13 protein-coding genes are annotated in these 15,069 nt (G+C 65.9%); 6 read left to right on the forward strand and 7 right to left on the reverse strand.

The genetic code is table 11. The annotated features are described in order from the left end of the window. Nucleotides 1-6: 6 nt before the first annotated feature. Entirely contained in the window at nucleotides 7-1,200 is a 1,194-nt protein-coding gene (locus ACH0CP_RS10810; RefSeq protein ID WP_406888780.1) for an acetyl-CoA C-acyltransferase, read from the reverse strand. Between the two features lie 51 nt (nucleotides 1,201-1,251). Between ACH0CP_RS10810 and ACH0CP_RS10815 the strand changes: the two genes are divergently transcribed. From ACH0CP_RS10815 to ACH0CP_RS10830, 4 genes are read left to right on the forward strand one after another with little or no spacing between them, the layout of a single operon-like run. Then, nucleotides 1,252-1,539, forward strand: coding sequence for a hypothetical protein (locus tag ACH0CP_RS10815; RefSeq protein WP_294441690.1), 288 nt, complete (start codon nucleotides 1,252-1,254; stop codon nucleotides 1,537-1,539). After that, complete coding sequence (locus ACH0CP_RS10820; RefSeq protein WP_406888778.1) at nucleotides 1,532-2,281, forward strand: prepilin peptidase; 750 nt, start codon at nucleotides 1,532-1,534, stop codon at nucleotides 2,279-2,281. The genes ACH0CP_RS10815 and ACH0CP_RS10820 overlap by 8 nt, the downstream gene beginning before the upstream one ends. Beyond that, nucleotides 2,278-2,718, forward strand: coding sequence for a hypothetical protein (locus ACH0CP_RS10825; protein ID WP_406888775.1), 441 nt, complete (start codon nucleotides 2,278-2,280; stop codon nucleotides 2,716-2,718). Before ACH0CP_RS10820 ends, ACH0CP_RS10825 begins: the two co-directional genes overlap by 4 nt. A gap of 15 nt (nucleotides 2,719-2,733) precedes the next feature. Then, entirely contained in the window at nucleotides 2,734-4,143 is a 1,410-nt protein-coding gene (locus ACH0CP_RS10830) for a coniferyl aldehyde dehydrogenase (protein WP_406888772.1), read from the forward strand. 58 nt (nucleotides 4,144-4,201) lie between these two features. Here the strand turns inward: ACH0CP_RS10830 and ACH0CP_RS10835 are convergent, their stop codons facing one another. Beyond that, a complete protein-coding gene (locus ACH0CP_RS10835) occupies nucleotides 4,202-4,360 on the reverse strand; it encodes a YdcH family protein (RefSeq protein ID WP_294441686.1) in 159 nt (52 codons plus the stop codon). Nucleotides 4,361-4,566: 206 nt separating this feature from the next. Between ACH0CP_RS10835 and ACH0CP_RS10840 the strand changes: the two genes are divergently transcribed. Together ACH0CP_RS10840 and ACH0CP_RS10845 are read left to right on the forward strand one after the other, a co-directional pair. Beyond that, nucleotides 4,567-4,752, forward strand: a complete 186-nt coding sequence (locus tag ACH0CP_RS10840) for a YdcH family protein (protein ID WP_294441685.1) — start codon at nucleotides 4,567-4,569, stop codon at nucleotides 4,750-4,752. A gap of 107 nt (nucleotides 4,753-4,859) precedes the next feature. Continuing rightward, the gene (locus tag ACH0CP_RS10845; protein ID WP_406875713.1) at nucleotides 4,860-5,294 is read left to right on the forward strand and encodes a DUF1465 family protein; all 435 of its coding nucleotides are present in this window, start codon (nucleotides 4,860-4,862) and stop codon (nucleotides 5,292-5,294) included. Nucleotides 5,295-5,306: 12 nt separating this feature from the next. Here ACH0CP_RS10845 and ACH0CP_RS10850 read toward each other — a convergent pair whose 3' ends face one another. From ACH0CP_RS10850 to ligA, 5 genes are all read right to left on the reverse strand, one after another. Further along, nucleotides 5,307-7,166, reverse strand: a complete 1,860-nt coding sequence (locus ACH0CP_RS10850; RefSeq protein WP_406888770.1) for an ABC-F family ATP-binding cassette domain-containing protein — start codon at nucleotides 7,164-7,166, stop codon at nucleotides 5,307-5,309. 95 nt (nucleotides 7,167-7,261) lie between these two features. Then, nucleotides 7,262-8,065 (reverse strand): LytTR family DNA-binding domain-containing protein, encoded by an 804-nt coding sequence (locus ACH0CP_RS10855; protein WP_294441682.1) that lies wholly within the window; start codon nucleotides 8,063-8,065, stop codon nucleotides 7,262-7,264. A 100-nt stretch (nucleotides 8,066-8,165) separates the two neighbouring features. Further along, a complete protein-coding gene (locus tag ACH0CP_RS10860) occupies nucleotides 8,166-9,293 on the reverse strand; it encodes a sensor histidine kinase (protein WP_406888767.1) in 1,128 nt (375 codons plus the stop codon). A gap of 102 nt (nucleotides 9,294-9,395) precedes the next feature. Then, nucleotides 9,396-12,773: a TonB-dependent receptor gene (locus ACH0CP_RS10865; protein ID WP_294441680.1), complete on the reverse strand. Its 3,378-nt coding sequence runs from the start codon at nucleotides 12,771-12,773 to the stop codon at nucleotides 9,396-9,398. 168 nt (nucleotides 12,774-12,941) lie between these two features. Further along, complete coding sequence (gene ligA / locus ACH0CP_RS10870; protein WP_406888764.1) at nucleotides 12,942-15,068, reverse strand: NAD-dependent DNA ligase LigA; 2,127 nt, start codon at nucleotides 15,066-15,068, stop codon at nucleotides 12,942-12,944. Between the last annotated feature and the right edge of the window lies 1 nt (nucleotide 15,069).

Below are 15,069 nucleotides of genomic sequence, written 5' to 3' on the forward strand. Positions count from 1 at the left end.
CCGGTCTCAGACCAGTTCGACGGCGATCGCAGTGGCTTCGCCGCCGCCGATGCAGAGGCTGGCGACGCCGCGCTTCTTGCCGTGATGCTTCAGCGCCGCGACCAGCGTGGTGATGATCCGCGCGCCTGATGCGCCGATCGGATGCCCCAGTGCGGTCGCCCCGCCGTGCACGTTGATCTTCTCGTGCGGGATGCCGAGATCGCGCATCGCGAACATGGCGACACAGGCAAATGCCTCGTTGATCTCGAACAGATCCACATCGTCGATCGTCCAGCCGGCCTTCTTCAGCAGCTTCTCGATCGCGCCGACCGGGGCGGTGGTGAAAGCCGCCGGCTCCTGCGCATGCGCCGAATGGGCGACGATCCGCGCGACCGGCTTCTGCCCTTTCGCTTCGGCAACGCTGGCCCGTGTCAGGACGAGCGCGGCGGCGCCGTCCGAGATTGAGGAACTGGTGGCGGCAGTGATCGTGCCGTCCTTGGCAAAGGCCGGCTTCAGCGTCGGGATCTTGTCCGGCATCCCGCGTCCAGGCGCCTCGTCCGTGTCCACCACCACTTCGCCCTTTCGGGTCGCGACGGTCACCGGAACGATCTCCTCGGCAAAGGCGCCGGTCTTGATCGCTTCCTGCGCGCGGCGAAGCGATTCGATCGAGTAATCGTCCTGCGCTTCGCGGGTCAGCTGATATTCGTTGGCGGTTTCCTGCGCGAACGTGCCCATCGCACGGCCGTGCTTATAGGCGTCCTCGAGCCCGTCAAGGAACATGTGGTCATACGCCATGTCGTGGCCGATGCGCGATCCGCCGCGATGCTTCTTCAGGATATAGGGCGCATTGGTCATGCTCTCCATGCCGCCCGCCACGATCAGGTCGGCCGATCCCGCCGCGATCGCCTCGGCACCCATGATCACCGTCTGCATGCCCGAACCGCACACCTTGTTGACGGTAGTCGCCTGTACCGACTTCGGCAGACCGGCCTTGATCGCCGCCTGGCGCGCCGGCGCCTGGCCAAGCCCTGCGGGGAGCACGCAGCCCATGTAGATCCGCTCGATCTCGTTCGTGTCCACGCCGGCACGTTCCACGGCGGCCTTCACGGCTGTCGCGCCAAGATCGGTTGCCGACACGTCGGAAAGCGCGCCCTGCATGCCGCCCATCGGCGTCCGGGCGTAGGAAAGGATCACGACGGGATCGGCGGGAACCGTGGCCATATCTATGCTGCTCCGCAAAAAACTGTTGGATGCGATCTAGGGCGAAGCGGCATGGAATACAAAGGGTCGCCGCTGCGTTGGCGCGCGATGGACTCACTAACCGACGTGCTCAAATGGGCAGCCTCGATCAGCGGAATGATCGCTGCGTTCATGGTATCACTGGATCTTGGTCGCCGGGTGACGGGATGGGGGTTCGTGCTGTTCGTCGGCTCGTCGATCTGCTGGATCAGCGGCGCGGCGCTGACGGGCGACTGGGCGCTCGGCACGCAGAACGTCGTCTTGTTCGGGATCAACCTGTTCGGCGTCTATCGATATCTGATACGAAAGAAGAGTGTCTGATCTCTTCTGGCCGCTCGCGCTTGGTGTGCTCGGCGCGATCCTCGGCAGCTTCCTTGCGACGGTTGCGCTGCGCTGGCCGGCGGGCGGATCGGCGCTGGCCGGGCGTTCGATGTGCGACGGGTGCGGCACGCCTGTTCCGCCACGTCATCTGCTCCCGCTGCTGAGCGCTCTGCTCCTTCGCGGCCGGGCCCACTGCTGCGGGGCCGTGATCGCGCCGCTTCACTGGCAGGTCGAGGCAGCTGCTGCGCTGGTGGGCGTTGCGGCGGGCGTCGTTATCCCGGGGCCGCTCGGGCTGGCGGTTGCCGCCTGCGGATGGCTGCTCGTGCTGATCATTGTCCTCGACGCCACCGAATATTGGATCCCGGATTCGCTCGTTGCCGCATTCGCGATCGGGGGGCTCGCCGCCTCACTGGTGCTGCCGCCGCCGCTCGAAGACCGCCTGATCGGTGGTGCGGTCGGCTTCGTCGCGTTGTGGCTGATCGCGGCGCTGTATCGTCGGACGCGAGGCAGGGAGGGGATGGGCGGCGCCGATCCCAAGCTGTTCGGCGCGATCGGGCTATGGCTCGGCTGGCGGATGTTGCCACCGGTACTGCTGCTCGCCGCCATGATCGGGCTCGGGGTGGTGGCTTGGCGTGCCGCGACTGGCCGCGCCGTCGCGGCGGATGATGCGTTGCCTTTCGGGGCCTACCTCGCGCTGGCGGCTTATCCCGCCCTTCTCCTCATGATAAGGTTCCAGCCATGATCGCGCTGCTTCTCCTTGCGCTCGTCGCGGCGGATCCCCCCGCCGCTCCTCCTGTCGCCATCGATGGCCTCCCGATCGGCGGCCTGCCGCGCCAGTCGCTGCCCGCGACGGGGTGCGCCGCCTATCTGTTCAGCGCCGGGCAGACACGCGCCCTGGTGGCGATGGCCTCGGCAGAGCCCGCCTCGCTGCGCCTGTCGCTGGATGGGCGGGTGGTCGATCTGGGCCGCACCACCGCGAGCGGAGCAGTCAACTTCGGTTTCGGCACCAGCACCGAATATCGCGCCAGTGACGTCACGGCGACGCTCGACATGACGACGCGGTCGCGCAAAGATCTGACGCAAGGGGCAGTTGTCGACAGCGGTACCTTGCGTATCGATCGTGCCGGCAAGGACACGATCGTCCTGCCGGTCGGCGGGTTGATCGGCTGCGCTACATAACGGGAGAGGGTCAGGATGAAGGAAATACTTGCCGCGCAGCGCGAAAGCTTCATGGCGGCGCTGCCTGAGCCGATGTCCGTCCGGAAGGACCGGCTGAAGCGCGCTGCGGCGATGATCCGCGATCATGCTGACCGCTTCTGCGATGCGCTGAGCGAGGATTTCGGCCACCGCAGCCGCGAACAGTCGATGGTTACCGACATCGCGGGCTCGATCGGCCCGATCAACCACGCGCTGAAGAATGTCGAGAAGTGGGCGCGGACCGAGAAGCGCTCGGTGCAATTCCCGCTCGGCCTGTTCGGCGCCCGCGCCCGCGTTGAGTATCAGCCCAAGGGCGTGATCGGCGTGATCGCGCCGTGGAACTTCCCGGTGAACCTCGTCATGTCGCCGCTCGCCGGCATCTTCGCCGCGGGTAACCGCGCGATGGTGAAGACCAGCGAGTACACGCCCGTCACCGCCGCGCTGTTCGAGGAGATCGTCGGCCGCTATTTCGATGCGACCGAACTTGCCTTCGTGTCGGGCGGCCCGGAAATCGGCAAGGCGTTTGCCGAGCTGCCGTTCGATCATCTTCTCTTCACCGGCGCCACCGGCATCGGCCGCCACATCCTCCATGCCGCGGCCGACAATCTGACGCCCGTCACGCTGGAGCTTGGCGGCAAGTCGCCGGTGATCATCGGCAAGGATGCGGATCTCAAGCAGGCGACCGAGCGGGTCGCGCTCGGCAAGATGCTGAACGCGGGCCAGATCTGCCTCGCACCCGATTACCTGCTCGTGCCGTCCGACCAGGAAGGCGCGGTGGTGGAAGGGTTGAAGAGCGCCGTCGGCGCCATGTACCCGACGGTTCTGTCGAACCCCGATTACACCAGCGTCGTCAACGATCGGCACTTCCAGCGCCTGAACGACTGGATCGATGATGCCCGCGCGAAGGGCGCTACGGTCGAGGTGGTGAACCCCGCGAACGAGGATTTCGGCAGTACCAACAGTCGCAAGATGCCGCTCCACATCGTGCGTGATGCGACGGACGACATGACGGTGATGCAGGAGGAGATCTTCGGCCCGATCCTTCCGGTGCGCCGCTACGACGGGATCGACTCGGCGATCGCCGAGGTGAATCGCCGAGATCGCCCGCTCGGCCTTTATTATTTCGGGAAGGACGCGGCCGAGCGTCGCCGCGTTCTCGATCGCACGATCTCCGGCGGCGTGACGGTGGATGACGTGATCTTCCACGTCTCGATGGAGGATCTGCCGTTTGGTGGCGTCGGCCCGTCGGGCATGGGGGCCTATCACGGCTTCGATGGCTTCAAGACGTTCAGTCACGCCAAGAGCATCTATCAGCAGGCGCGGGTGGATGTGGCGAAGCTTGCGGGGCTGAAGCCGCCTTATGGGGCGGCGACGCGCAAGTCGATCGCGCGCCAGATCGGCCGGTGAACGGCCACTGAAGTGGCGCGGGGCGGGGAGTGATCCCCGTCCCGAGCCGTCATGTTGCTCAATGCGCCGCGGAAATGACCTCCTTCAGGCGCAGCTTCTGCTTCTTGAGGTCCGCGATCAGGATGGCGTCCGGCATGGGACGTAGGGTCTCCTGAGCGATGCGCTGATCGAGCACGGCATGCTTGGCCTCGAGAGCCGAAAGATGCGCGTTCTGCATAACAGGAACCTCCTTGCTTTGCTTGGTGGGACTCGGGATTAGAACGCTTGTGTGGGCAAAAGTCCTCATCATTTTTGCGATGCGCGCGCTGGGCCGAAGCTGATGCGCGATGTCACGTGGATGTAACGATTTTTCCGCCGCGGTGGCGGCGGCTGGGCCGGGGAGCGCTGGCCGGGACGGGAGGTCGAGGGTTGGACGAAAACCAGATGATCGCGCGACTCGGCGCGCTGCGCATGGAGCATCGCGATCTCGATGATGCGATCGTCGCGCTCGCCAGCGGTGGTGGCGCCGTCGATCAGTTGCAGCTGGCGCGGCTGAAGAAGCGCAAGCTGCGTCTGCGCGACGAGATCTCCGCGCTCGAAGATCAGCTGGTTCCCGACATCATCGCCTGAGTGCCGGTTTGGGACGCAGCTGGCCTTGGCGGGTAGGCCCGCGGCTCGCGGACCTGCACGATCGGTGCAACATATCGGCCATGCGAGCAGGCACGCCCGAATCGCCGGTGCAACGGCGTCTCATCGATACATTGTACGTCGAGGCGATGCTGCTGGCGGATGATGCCCGCAGTTACTTTGACGATGGCGGGCGGATCGAGCGGGAATTGCTGGGGCCGCTCGAACGCGTCACCTTCAGCTGCGAATCGCTCAAGGTCACAACGCGACTGATGCACGTCATCGCCTGGCTGCTGACGCAGCGCGCGGTGCTGACGGGGGAGCTTGCCGCAAGCGACGCGCTCGATCCCTCGCGGCGATTGGGCGAGGGGCCGGTGACCGATACAATGACCATCGATCGCCTGCCCGAACCGGCGCAGGCGCTGGTCGCCGCCAGCATCGATCTCCACCGCCGGGTCGCCCGGCTCGACGAGGCGCAAGTTCCTGACGCGCTGGCGCAGAGCCCCGCCCGCCAGATGCTGGAGCGGTTGAACCTCGCGTTCTGACCGGCGCGCCGCTTACGCCGTTTCCAGCGCCTCGTTTGCTTCCAGCCAGCGCGCCTCGGCTGCCTCGATCCGCTCGGTGAGGGCGGAGCGCCGCTTCATCAATTCGCCCATCGCCAGCCCCGACAGCTTCGGATCCGCACCCGCCGGATCGAACATGGCGCGCTCGATCGCCGATCGCTCGGTGCCGAGGGAGGCAATCTCCGCCTCCATCTCGCGGGCCACCTTGCGCCATGCCTTGTCGGTTTCGCGCTTCTCCGCCGCGGCCTTGCGCTCCTTGGCCGCGTCCTTCTTGGCGCGCCCCTCGCTTTTCGGCTCCTTGGTCAGCACCATGGCGACATAATCGTCGAGGCTGCCGTCGAACTCACGCGCCGTGCCGTCGTCCACCAGCACCAGGCGATCCGCCGTCAGCTCCACCATGTGACGATCGTGGCTGACGATCAGCACCGCGCCCTTGTAGTCGTTCAGCGCCTGGACCAGCGCCTCGCGCGCGTCGACGTCGAGGTGGTTGGTCGGCTCGTCGAGGATCAGGAGGTGAGGGGCCTCGCGCGTGATCAGCGCCAGCGCCAGGCGCGCCTTCTCGCCGCCGGACATCTTGCCGACGGTCGCCGTCGCGCGGTCGCCCGAGAAGCCGAACCGCCCCAGCTGCGCGCGCACCGCTGCCGGCGTTGCGCCCTTCATCACCCGCGTCATATGCGCCAGCGGCGTATCGTCCGCCTCCAGTTCCTCGACCTGATACTGGGTGAAATAGCCCACGCGCATGCGGTTCGTCGCCGCCATCGTGCCCTCCATTGGGGCAAGCTGCGCCGCGATCAGCCGGGCAAAGGTGGTCTTGCCGTTGCCGTTGCGGCCGAGCAGCGCGATCCGGTCATCCGGATCCATGCGCAGGTTCAGCCGCTTCAGGATCGGCGTGTCGCCATAACCAACCGCGGCATGGTCGAGCGTCACCAGCGGCGGCCGCAGCGGCTCGGGATCGGGGAAGCCGAACGACAGGGTCGGATCGTTCGCCAGCTCCGCGATCGGCTGCATCTTCGCCAGCATCTTCGCGCGGCTCTGCGCCTGCTTGGCGGTCGAGGCGCGGGCAGAGTTGCGGGCGATATAATCCTGCAGCTTCGCACGCTGCGCTTCCTGGTTCGCCTTTGCGGCGGCGATCTGCGCCATTCGCTCCGCGCGCTGCCGTTCGAACGCGTCGTATCCGCCCGGGTAGAGCGTCGTCTTGCCGCCCGACAGGTGAAGGATGTGGTCGACCACATTGTTCAGGAAATCGCGTTCGTGGCTGACGACGACGATCGTCGCCTTGTACGAGCGCAGGAAGTCCTCGAGCCACATCACCGCTTCGAGGTCGAGGTGGTTCGACGGTTCGTCGAGCAGCAGCAGGTCAGGCTGCGAGAACAAGAGCGCGGCCAGCGCCACGCGCATCTTCCACCCACCCGAGAAGCTGTCGAGCGGCCGGTTCTGCGCCTCCTCGTCGAAGCCAAGGCCAAGCAGGATCTGCGAGGCGCGCGCTGGCGCGGTATAGGCATCGATCGCGATCAGCCGCTCATAAATGTCGCCGAGCTTCTCGGGATCCGTTTCGGTCTCGCTCTGCGCCATCAGTTGCGCACGCTCGGTGTCCGCCTCCAGCACCTTCTCGAACGGGGTGGCGTCGCCAGCCGGCGCTTCCTGCGCGATATAGCCGATACGCGCCCCACGCGGCATGTCGATCGAGCCGCCGTCCGGTTCCAGCTGGCCGGCGATGACCTTCACCATCGTCGACTTGCCGGCACCATTGCGGCCGATCAGGCCGACACGGCTACCCGGCGGGAGTGACGCAGACGCGCCATCGAGGATCGTACGCCCGCCGAGGCGCACCGTGATACCGTTGATCGTAAGCATGAGCGCACCCTAGCAGATCTGCTGCGCCTGCGTAATGCATCGCAATGGAGGCAGCCCGCCAACGGCCCGCCTCCAATATCTTCGATGTCCGCGCTTCAGTGAACGAAGCGCGCCACCACGTCGCGATAGCTGCGGCTGACCTTAACCTGCGCGCCCGAGTCGAGCACCAGGAAGCATTCGCCATTGGTGTGCGGCTTCACTTGCCGCACCTGATCGAGGTTCACGATCGTCGAACGGTGAACGCGCTGGAAGCGCCGCGGATCGAGGCGCTTCTCCAGGTCCTTCATCGTCTCGCGCAGGATCAGCGTGTTGTCCGCCGTCTTGATGCACATATAGTCGCCGGCCGCCTCGACGATCTCGATCGTGTCGACATCGACGCGGAAAATCTGTCCACGGTCCTTGACGTTGATCAGCTTCTCGAACCGGTTGGCGTTGGCCGGCTCCACCCCGCCGTCGACGATCTCGGCCGCTGCTTCCGGTGCGTGCTCGGCCAGCGCCTCCTTCAGCTTCTCCGCCTCGCCGACGCTGGATTTCTCGGCCAGCCGCTGCCGCACGCGTTCCAGCGTATCGGCAAGTCGCGCCTCCTCGACCGGCTTCATCAGATAGTCCACGGCCTGTGCCTCGAACGCGCGCAGCGCGTGATCCGAATAAGCCGTGACGAACACGAACAGCGGGGGCTCCACGTCCATCAGCCCCTGCACGACCGAAAAGCCGTCAAAGCCGGGCATCTGAATGTCGAGGAAGACGAGATCGGGCTTGTGGGTCTTGATCGCGCTGATCGCTTCGCGGCCGTTCTGGCACTTGGCGATGATCTCGACGTCGTCGTGCGGCTGCAATCGGAGCTCAAGCCCCTGGATCGCGAGCGGCTCGTCGTCGACGAGAATGGTGCGGATGGTCATGGTGTCGATAGTCTCCGATGCGATGCCGGCCGGTGGTGACGTTCCGCCCTGCCGGTCATCTGAACTCAACTGCCCCCTGTTGCTTCCTGTTCGCTGCTTCCTACTCGCGCTGGAACGGTATCTCGATCTCCACGCCGAAGCCCCCTGTCGGCATCGCGCGGACCTCAAAGCGGTGATCCGTCCCGAATGATTGTGCCAGTCGCTCCCTGATATTGGCGATCCCGACGCCAGTTGAAAGGCTCGGCTTGTTTCGGTTCGGCTGCAAGCCCGGTCCGGTATCGGATACGCCGATCCGAACGCGATCCCCGATCAGCCGCGCGGTGACGGAAATATCCGCCCCTTCCTCCTTGGGCGTGACGGCATATTTGATCGCATTCTCGACCAGCGGCTGCAGCAGGAGCGACGGCAGGCGTGCCTTCTCCGCGGCAGGATCGATGTCGAATTTCGGGCGCAGGCGATCCTCGAAACGCATCTTCTCGATCTCGAGATAGAGCTTCAGCGTCTCGACTTCCTGCGCCAGCGTGACGTCCGCAGTCGGCTCGTTCGCCAGCGTGTAGCGCAGGAAGCTCGCCAGCCGGCTCAACATCGCATTCGCCCGCTCGGTCTGCTTCAGCAGCACGAGGGTGGAGATCGAGTTCAGCGTGTTGAACAGGAAATGCGGGTTCAATTGGTAGCGCAGCATCGCCAGCTGCGCCGAGCTTGCCTGCGTCTCCAGATGCTGCATCTGATCGATCTGCTCTTCGACGATCAGGTAGAAGTTGATCCCGAAATAGAGCGCGGACCAGCCGGCCAGCACCGTGAAATTGAGGAACAGCGCGCCGATCAGCAACTTCACGTCCACGCCGGGCGCCGATCGCGCGATAAAGCTGAACGAGAAGGTGTCGAGCAGCGCGTAGATGAAGGTAGCGGCGCCCAGCGTCAGCACCGTCAGGATGATCGCCGGAATGCGCGGGAAGCTGCGATATAGGCCGTAAAGCGTCGAGAGCAGTAGCGTGATGCAATAGCCCACGATCGTCTCGACGATGTTGGTGACGACGCCCTGCAGCGTGAAGCCATTCGAGATCGACGAGACTGTGCGGAGCACCAGATAGCCGGACCACCCGGCCGCCTGCAGGATCCAGAAGGCGCCGCGTGCCTTGTCCTCGAAGAACGGGCGTACGGCCAGGTTGCTCGGCCGGATCGGCGCAGCGGTGGTGGTATTGCTGGGGGCAGGGAGCGTGGTCGCCATCACGCCGCCCTATATGCGGGCCTCGCGTCCGGCGCAAAAGAAAGGGCCGCCGCTCCCTTCGTGGAGAGCGGCGGCCCCGAAAGCGTGATCAGTTACGCGCGATCAGAAGGTGAAGCGCGCACCCACACGGATCGAGTAAAGCGACTGACGCGTGTAGATCTGGTCGCTCGGCGTCGCGGACGGCGCATTGTAGCGATACTGTGCGCACGCCTGGCCGGTGTTCCCGGTCAGCGCCGCGCCCGGTGCCGTGCCGGTCGCAACCGGCGTCTGGAGGCACTGAACGCGAACCGCCGGGATCGTGTACGGGAACTGATATTCGCGTACCTGGCCCCAGTTCTTGTTGAGCAGGTTCGTCACGTTCTCGATGTCCGCGAACAGCTCGATGCGGCTGTTGCCCACGAAGGCCGGGATTTCCTGGCCGAAGTGGAGATCGAAGCGCGTGAACCACTTGGAGTTGAAGGCGTTGCGCGGCGCGATCTTGCCACGATACTTCTTCAGGTTCGTCGAGTTGATCAGGTTCTCGAGATAGTCGCGGGTCGCGGTGCTGTCGTACGACACCAGCGCGTCCGTGGTCGAGGTCGGCACATAGAGCAGGTAGCGACCGGCAGCACCGTTCGTCCCGAACACTGGCGAACGTCCGCTGTTGACCTGGTCCTGCATCGTGTAGCTGAACGGACGACCGATACGGGTCTCACCGAACAGCGTGATGTTGGTCTTGTAGTCGCCGAAGAAGGCGCGGTCGAAGCTGACGTTGTACTTGATGTTGTGGCGAACTTCGTCGTTCGAGATGCCGTAGGCGGCGCCATTGGCATCAAGGAACGCGCCGTTGCCGTAGTTCGACGAAGCGGTCGACGAGGTCGCCGGCGCCTGATCCTTCACGTCCTGGTAGGCATAGCTCACGAACGCCTTCAGACCGAAGTCGAAGTCCTTCCCGATGCGCGCAACGCCGATCAGGCTGCGGCCGCGGGTGGTGTTGGTCAGGAACAGGTCCTGGTTCGTGTCGCCCAGGTTGGTGACGCCAGCGGCCGAGGTGTAGCGGACGCGGCCGTCCGGGGTGCGAAGCGCGGTCGGCACGGCGCGCAGGTCGGTGAAGAACACCTGGTTGCGGACCTTGGACCACAGGAAGTCGGCGCCGAAGTGCCAGCCGTCGCCGAAGGTGCCGCCCCAGTTCGGATCCCAGTCCGCCGACAGCGTGCCGCGCCACTGCGAAGGCACCTTGAATTTCGGATCGAGCGCGTTGGTCGGCGACAGCTGGTTCACCGATGCGTTGGTCAGCACCGCGTTGGCGGCCCCCGGGATGACCGTGCCGTTGACGTTGGTCAGGATCTCCGCACCAGCCGCCGCCGCACCCGGGCCGGTCAGGCCCGGAACGGTGTACCCGCCGCCGTTCAGCTGACGAACGTCGATGGCGTTGGTCAGGAAGCCGGTGTTCGAGAAGCTGTTCGAGACGTAGACGTCCGGCGAACCGCCCGAGAAGATGCCGATGCCGCCGCGCAGCGACACGTCCGACACCGGCTTCAGGTCGAAGCCGACGCGCGGCTGGAACACGCCGCGACCCGAGATGTAGGCAGTGTTCGGGAAGCCGTAGCGGCTGAGGAAGCTGCCGTTCAGCTCGGGACGGCTGTCGCCGCCGAACAGGTCGTAACGTGCGCCGTACGACAGGGTCAGGATGTCGCTGACCGTCCAGGTGTCCTGGATGCCGAAGGTGAACGTCTGGTAGCGGAAGCGCGCTGCGCCGTTCACCGGATCCAGGCTCGGCACGGCGTTGCCGTAGCGGAAGCGCTGTGCGTTGCCGGCGCGGAAGTCGGCGATCGAGTCGAAGTAATAGTCACCCGCGGTGCGCTGCACGAACAGGTTGAAGATCTTCGTATCCTGGAATTCGCCGAAGATGCGCAGGTCGTGGTTGTTGCGCGTCAGGCGGGCCTGGATCAGGCCGCCATAGGTGCGGCTGGTCAGCTCGTTCGACTGGCGCGACACGTCCGGCCCGAACGAGACGTTGCCGAAGCCGGACTGGCAGGTGCCGGACAGGTCGTTGTTACCCGGAACTGCGCTGGGAAGGCTACGATCCGAGGTCGGCGCGGTGCAGACCTGCATCTGCGCGAAGCCGCGGCCCATGATCGGGTCCTGACCGCGCTTATAGTCCTTGTAGAAGCCGCGGACTTCGGTCGAGAACTCGTCGGTCCAGTCGCTGTTCAGCTGGAACACGCCGGTGTGCAGGCGGTTCGAGCCGATGTAGCCGTTCGATTCCAGGCCAAGGCCCGGCGTGCCGCTGGTGAAGGTGTTCTGGTTAAACTGGATCGAGTCCTTGGTGTACAGGTACGTCACCGAGGCGCGCTGCGTGTCCGACAGGTTGGCGTCGATGCGCGCGACGAGGCGGTCGTCGCGGTCCTTCGCGTTGTTCAGGATGCCGCCGGTGTCATAACCGTAGCGGCTCTGCGCGATCTGCTGGATCTCGGCGACCGCAGCGTCCGTGATGTTCGGAACGACGGTGCCGGCGTTGTTGCCCGCGGTGCCCTCGGGGATCGGGGTGTTGGCGCGGATGCGCTCACCGGCGACCATGAAGAACAGCTTGTCCTTGATGATCGGGCCCGACAGCTGGGCGCCATAGTTCTCGTACTTGAAGTCCGGGATGTTGACGCGGCCGGTGGGGACGCCCGGGCCAGCCTTGGTCTTCTTGCCGGTCAGGCCGGCGTCCGAATAAGCGTAGAAGCCGGTGCCGTGGAACGAGTTGGTGCCGGACTTCAGAATCGCGTTGATCGCGCCGCCCTGGAAGTTGCCTTCGCGGACGTCATACGGCGCGACCTTCGTCTGGAACTGGCCGATGGCGTCGAACGGCACCGGCGAGCGGCGGGTGGGCAGGCCATCCGGGTTCAGGCCGAAATTGTCGGTGACCGGCACGCCGTCGACCGAGAAGCGGTTGAAGCGGGCGTTCTGGCCCGCGAAAGAGACGGCGCGGCCGCCCGTGGGCGTGTCGTCGAGGCGCGCGAACGGATCGCGGCGCATCAGGTCGCGCACGTCGCGGTTGACCGAGGCGACGTTCGCAATGTCGGCCGCCGAGAGCACGGTGGCCGGGCCCTGGCTGACGGTGCGCGCATTGGCGACGCGCGACGCGGTGATGACGATGTCGCCGCCGGCTTCTTCGGTGGCTTCGGCCTGCAGCTCGATCGGCAGGTCGAAGGCCTGCGCCACGACGGTGAAGATGTCGGTGACGGTGACCTGGGGATAGCCCGGGGCTGCGACGGTGACGGAGAAGGGGCCGCCGACGCGGAGGCCAGATGCGTTGAACGAGCCGTTGGCGTTGGTCGTCACGGTCGAGGTCGTGCCCGAAGGAACGTTGACGATCGTCACTGTTGCGCCCGGGACCGGGGCACCAGCCGCCGTCACCGTGCCGCGAATTACCGAGGTCGTTTCCTGTGCCGACGCCGCAGCCGGCGCGATGAGCGCGACCGCAGCCACGCCCAGATACAGGTTATGTCGCATCAATCTGTTCCCCTTGAGAGCTCGTGTGCTCTGACCGCACGGTACCTTGACCGTCCGTCGCGCCCCTGCCCGTGCAATATTTCGCTTCCGTGACACCGACTAGGCGATTCGTGATGGAACCGGATTCGTTTTTGCTGCGTTGCAAAAAGGCGACAGGTGCGTCCGGGTTCAGGCCGATGCTGCCACGATCGCCTGCCAGCCGGCCTCGTCGATCACCCGTATCCCAAGGTCCGCGGCTTTTTTCGCCTTCGATCCGGCGCCCGGCCCCGCCACTACAAGGTCAGTCTTGGCGGAGACGGACCCTGCCACCCGCGCGCCCAGCGACTCGGCCTGTGCCTTGGCCTCGTCCCGGCTCATCGTCTCCAGCGTCCCGGTGAAAACGACGGTCTTCCCGGAGACTTCGGACGCGCGCGTCTCGTGAACAACGTCGGCGGGCACGATCTCGGTCAGCAGGTCATTGACCGCCTCGTCGTTCCGCTCTTCGGCGAAGAAATCGATCAGTGCGAGGGCGACTTCGGGGCCCACCTGCTTGGTATCGACGATCGCCGCCAGTTCTTTGGCCGTGCGGGCGAGCAGCTTGTCGTCGCTCTCGCCGATTGCCTGGAGCATGCCGTCGCGCTTCTCGATCCCGCTCTGCACCATCGCGCGGAATGCCGCCCAGCTCGTCCAGCGCCGCGCCAGATCGCGGGCGGTCACTTCACCGATGTGCCGGATGCCCAGTGCGAACAGGAAGCGGTCGAGTGGCGGCGAGCGCTTGGCGTCGATCGCCGCGATCAGGTTGCGCGCCGAAACCTCCGCCCAGCGTTCGCGCGCCAGCAGGTCTGCCTCGGTCAGCCGGAAAATGTCTGCCGGCCGTGCGATCAGCTTGTCGGCAAAGAAATTCTCGATGTTGGTGATGCCCAGCCCCTCGATGTCGAGCGCATGGCGCGAGGCGAAGTGGCGCAGCCGCTCCACCTGCTGTGCCGGGCAGACCAGCCCGCCCGAGCAGCGCCAGTCGACTTCGCCCGGCTCGCGTACCGCTTCCGATCCGCATTCGGGGCAGTGCGTGGGGAATTGCCATTCAGGCCGCGGCGTATCGCGGGTCAGATTTTCGACGATCTGCGGAATGACGTCGCCGGCCCGCTGCAGCACCACGCGGTCTCCGGGCCGCACGCCGAGCCGGCCGATCTCGTCGGCGTTGTGCAGCGTCGCATTGCGTACCACCACGCCGCCGACCGTCACTGGCTCCAGCTTCGCCACCGGCGTCAGCTTTCCGGTGCGTCCCACCTGGATGTCGATCTGGTTGAGCGTCGTCTGCGCCCGCTCGGCCGGGAACTTGTGCGCGATCGCCCAGCGCGGCGCCCGCGCCACGAAACCCAGGCGCTCCTGCCAGTCGAGCCGGTCGACCTTGTACACCACGCCATCGATGTCGAACGGCAGGTCGGCCCGCTCCGCCTCGATCGACCGATAGACCGCCAGCGCATCCGCCGCCGTATCAACACGGGTAAAGCCGTCAGCGACGGGGAAGTGCCATTCCCTGATGGCCGCGATCACATCTGACTGGGTCGAGCCGGGGAGGGCACTCGCTTCGCCCCAGCCGTGCGCCAGGAAGCGCAGCGGGCGGCTGGCAGTGACAGACGCGTCCTTCTGCCGCAGCGATCCTGCGGCGGCATTTCGCGGGTTGGCGAACTGCCGCGCTTCCTTCCCCGTCTCCGCGGCCTCGGCAGCAAGCCGGGCATTCAGCGCGGCAAAGTCGGCCTTCGCCATATAGACCTCGCCGCGCACCTCGAACACGTCGGGCGCACCGCCCGGAAGGCTTGCCGGAATATCCGCAATCGTACGCACGTTGGCGGTCACATCCTCGCCGGTGGTGCCATCGCCCCGCGTCAGCGCCTGCACCAGGCGACGCCCCTCATAGCGCAGCGAGCAGGACAGGCCGTCGATCTTCGGCTCCGCGGTCAGCGCCACCGCTTCATCATCCGCAAGGCGCAGGAAACGCCGCACGCGGCCGACGAAATCCTCCACCTCCTCATCGGAGAAGGCATTGTCGAGGCTGGTCATCGGCCTGGCATGGGCGACCTTCGCCAGATGCCCCGCCGGCGCCGCGCCCACCTGCCGCGACGGGGAGTCCGCCCGAACCAGATCCGGGAAGACCGCCTCGATTTCATTGTTGCGCCGGACCAGCGCGTCATAATCCGCGTCCGAAATCTCCGGTGCGTCGTCGGTATGATAAAGCCGGTCGTGGTGCGCGATCTCGGCGGCGAGCCGCTCGAGCTCAGCGGCGGCAGCTTCGGCGGTGGTGGGCAGGGCTGGCATG

Origin of the sequence: Sphingomonas sp. 179-I 2A4 NHS (assembly GCF_045369135.1) — a bacterium.
In the GTDB taxonomy this organism is placed as follows: Bacteria; Pseudomonadota; Alphaproteobacteria; order Sphingomonadales; family Sphingomonadaceae; genus Sphingomonas.

Coding starts and splice junctions, on each gene's coding strand:
- ACH0CP_RS10830 (WP_406888772.1), top strand. CDS start 2,734: ATGAAGGAAATACTTGCCGCGCAGCGCGAAAGCTTCATGGCGGCGCTG.
- ACH0CP_RS10825 (WP_406888775.1), top strand. CDS start 2,278: ATGATCGCGCTGCTTCTCCTTGCGCTCGTCGCGGCGGATCCCCCCGCC.
- ACH0CP_RS10865 (WP_294441680.1), bottom strand. CDS start 12,773: ATGCGACATAACCTGTATCTGGGCGTGGCTGCGGTCGCGCTCATCGCG.
- ACH0CP_RS10860 (WP_406888767.1), bottom strand. CDS start 9,293: ATGGCGACCACGCTCCCTGCCCCCAGCAATACCACCACCGCTGCGCCG.
- ligA (WP_406888764.1), bottom strand. CDS start 15,068: ATGCCAGCCCTGCCCACCACCGCCGAAGCTGCCGCCGCTGAGCTCGAG.
- ACH0CP_RS10850 (WP_406888770.1), bottom strand. CDS start 7,166: ATGCTTACGATCAACGGTATCACGGTGCGCCTCGGCGGGCGTACGATC.
- ACH0CP_RS10855 (WP_294441682.1), bottom strand. CDS start 8,065: ATGACCATCCGCACCATTCTCGTCGACGACGAGCCGCTCGCGATCCAG.
- ACH0CP_RS10840 (WP_294441685.1), top strand. CDS start 4,567: ATGATCGCGCGACTCGGCGCGCTGCGCATGGAGCATCGCGATCTCGAT.
- ACH0CP_RS10835 (WP_294441686.1), bottom strand. CDS start 4,360: ATGCAGAACGCGCATCTTTCGGCTCTCGAGGCCAAGCATGCCGTGCTC.
- ACH0CP_RS10810 (WP_406888780.1), bottom strand. CDS start 1,200: ATGGCCACGGTTCCCGCCGATCCCGTCGTGATCCTTTCCTACGCCCGG.
- ACH0CP_RS10815 (WP_294441690.1), top strand. CDS start 1,252: ATGGAATACAAAGGGTCGCCGCTGCGTTGGCGCGCGATGGACTCACTA.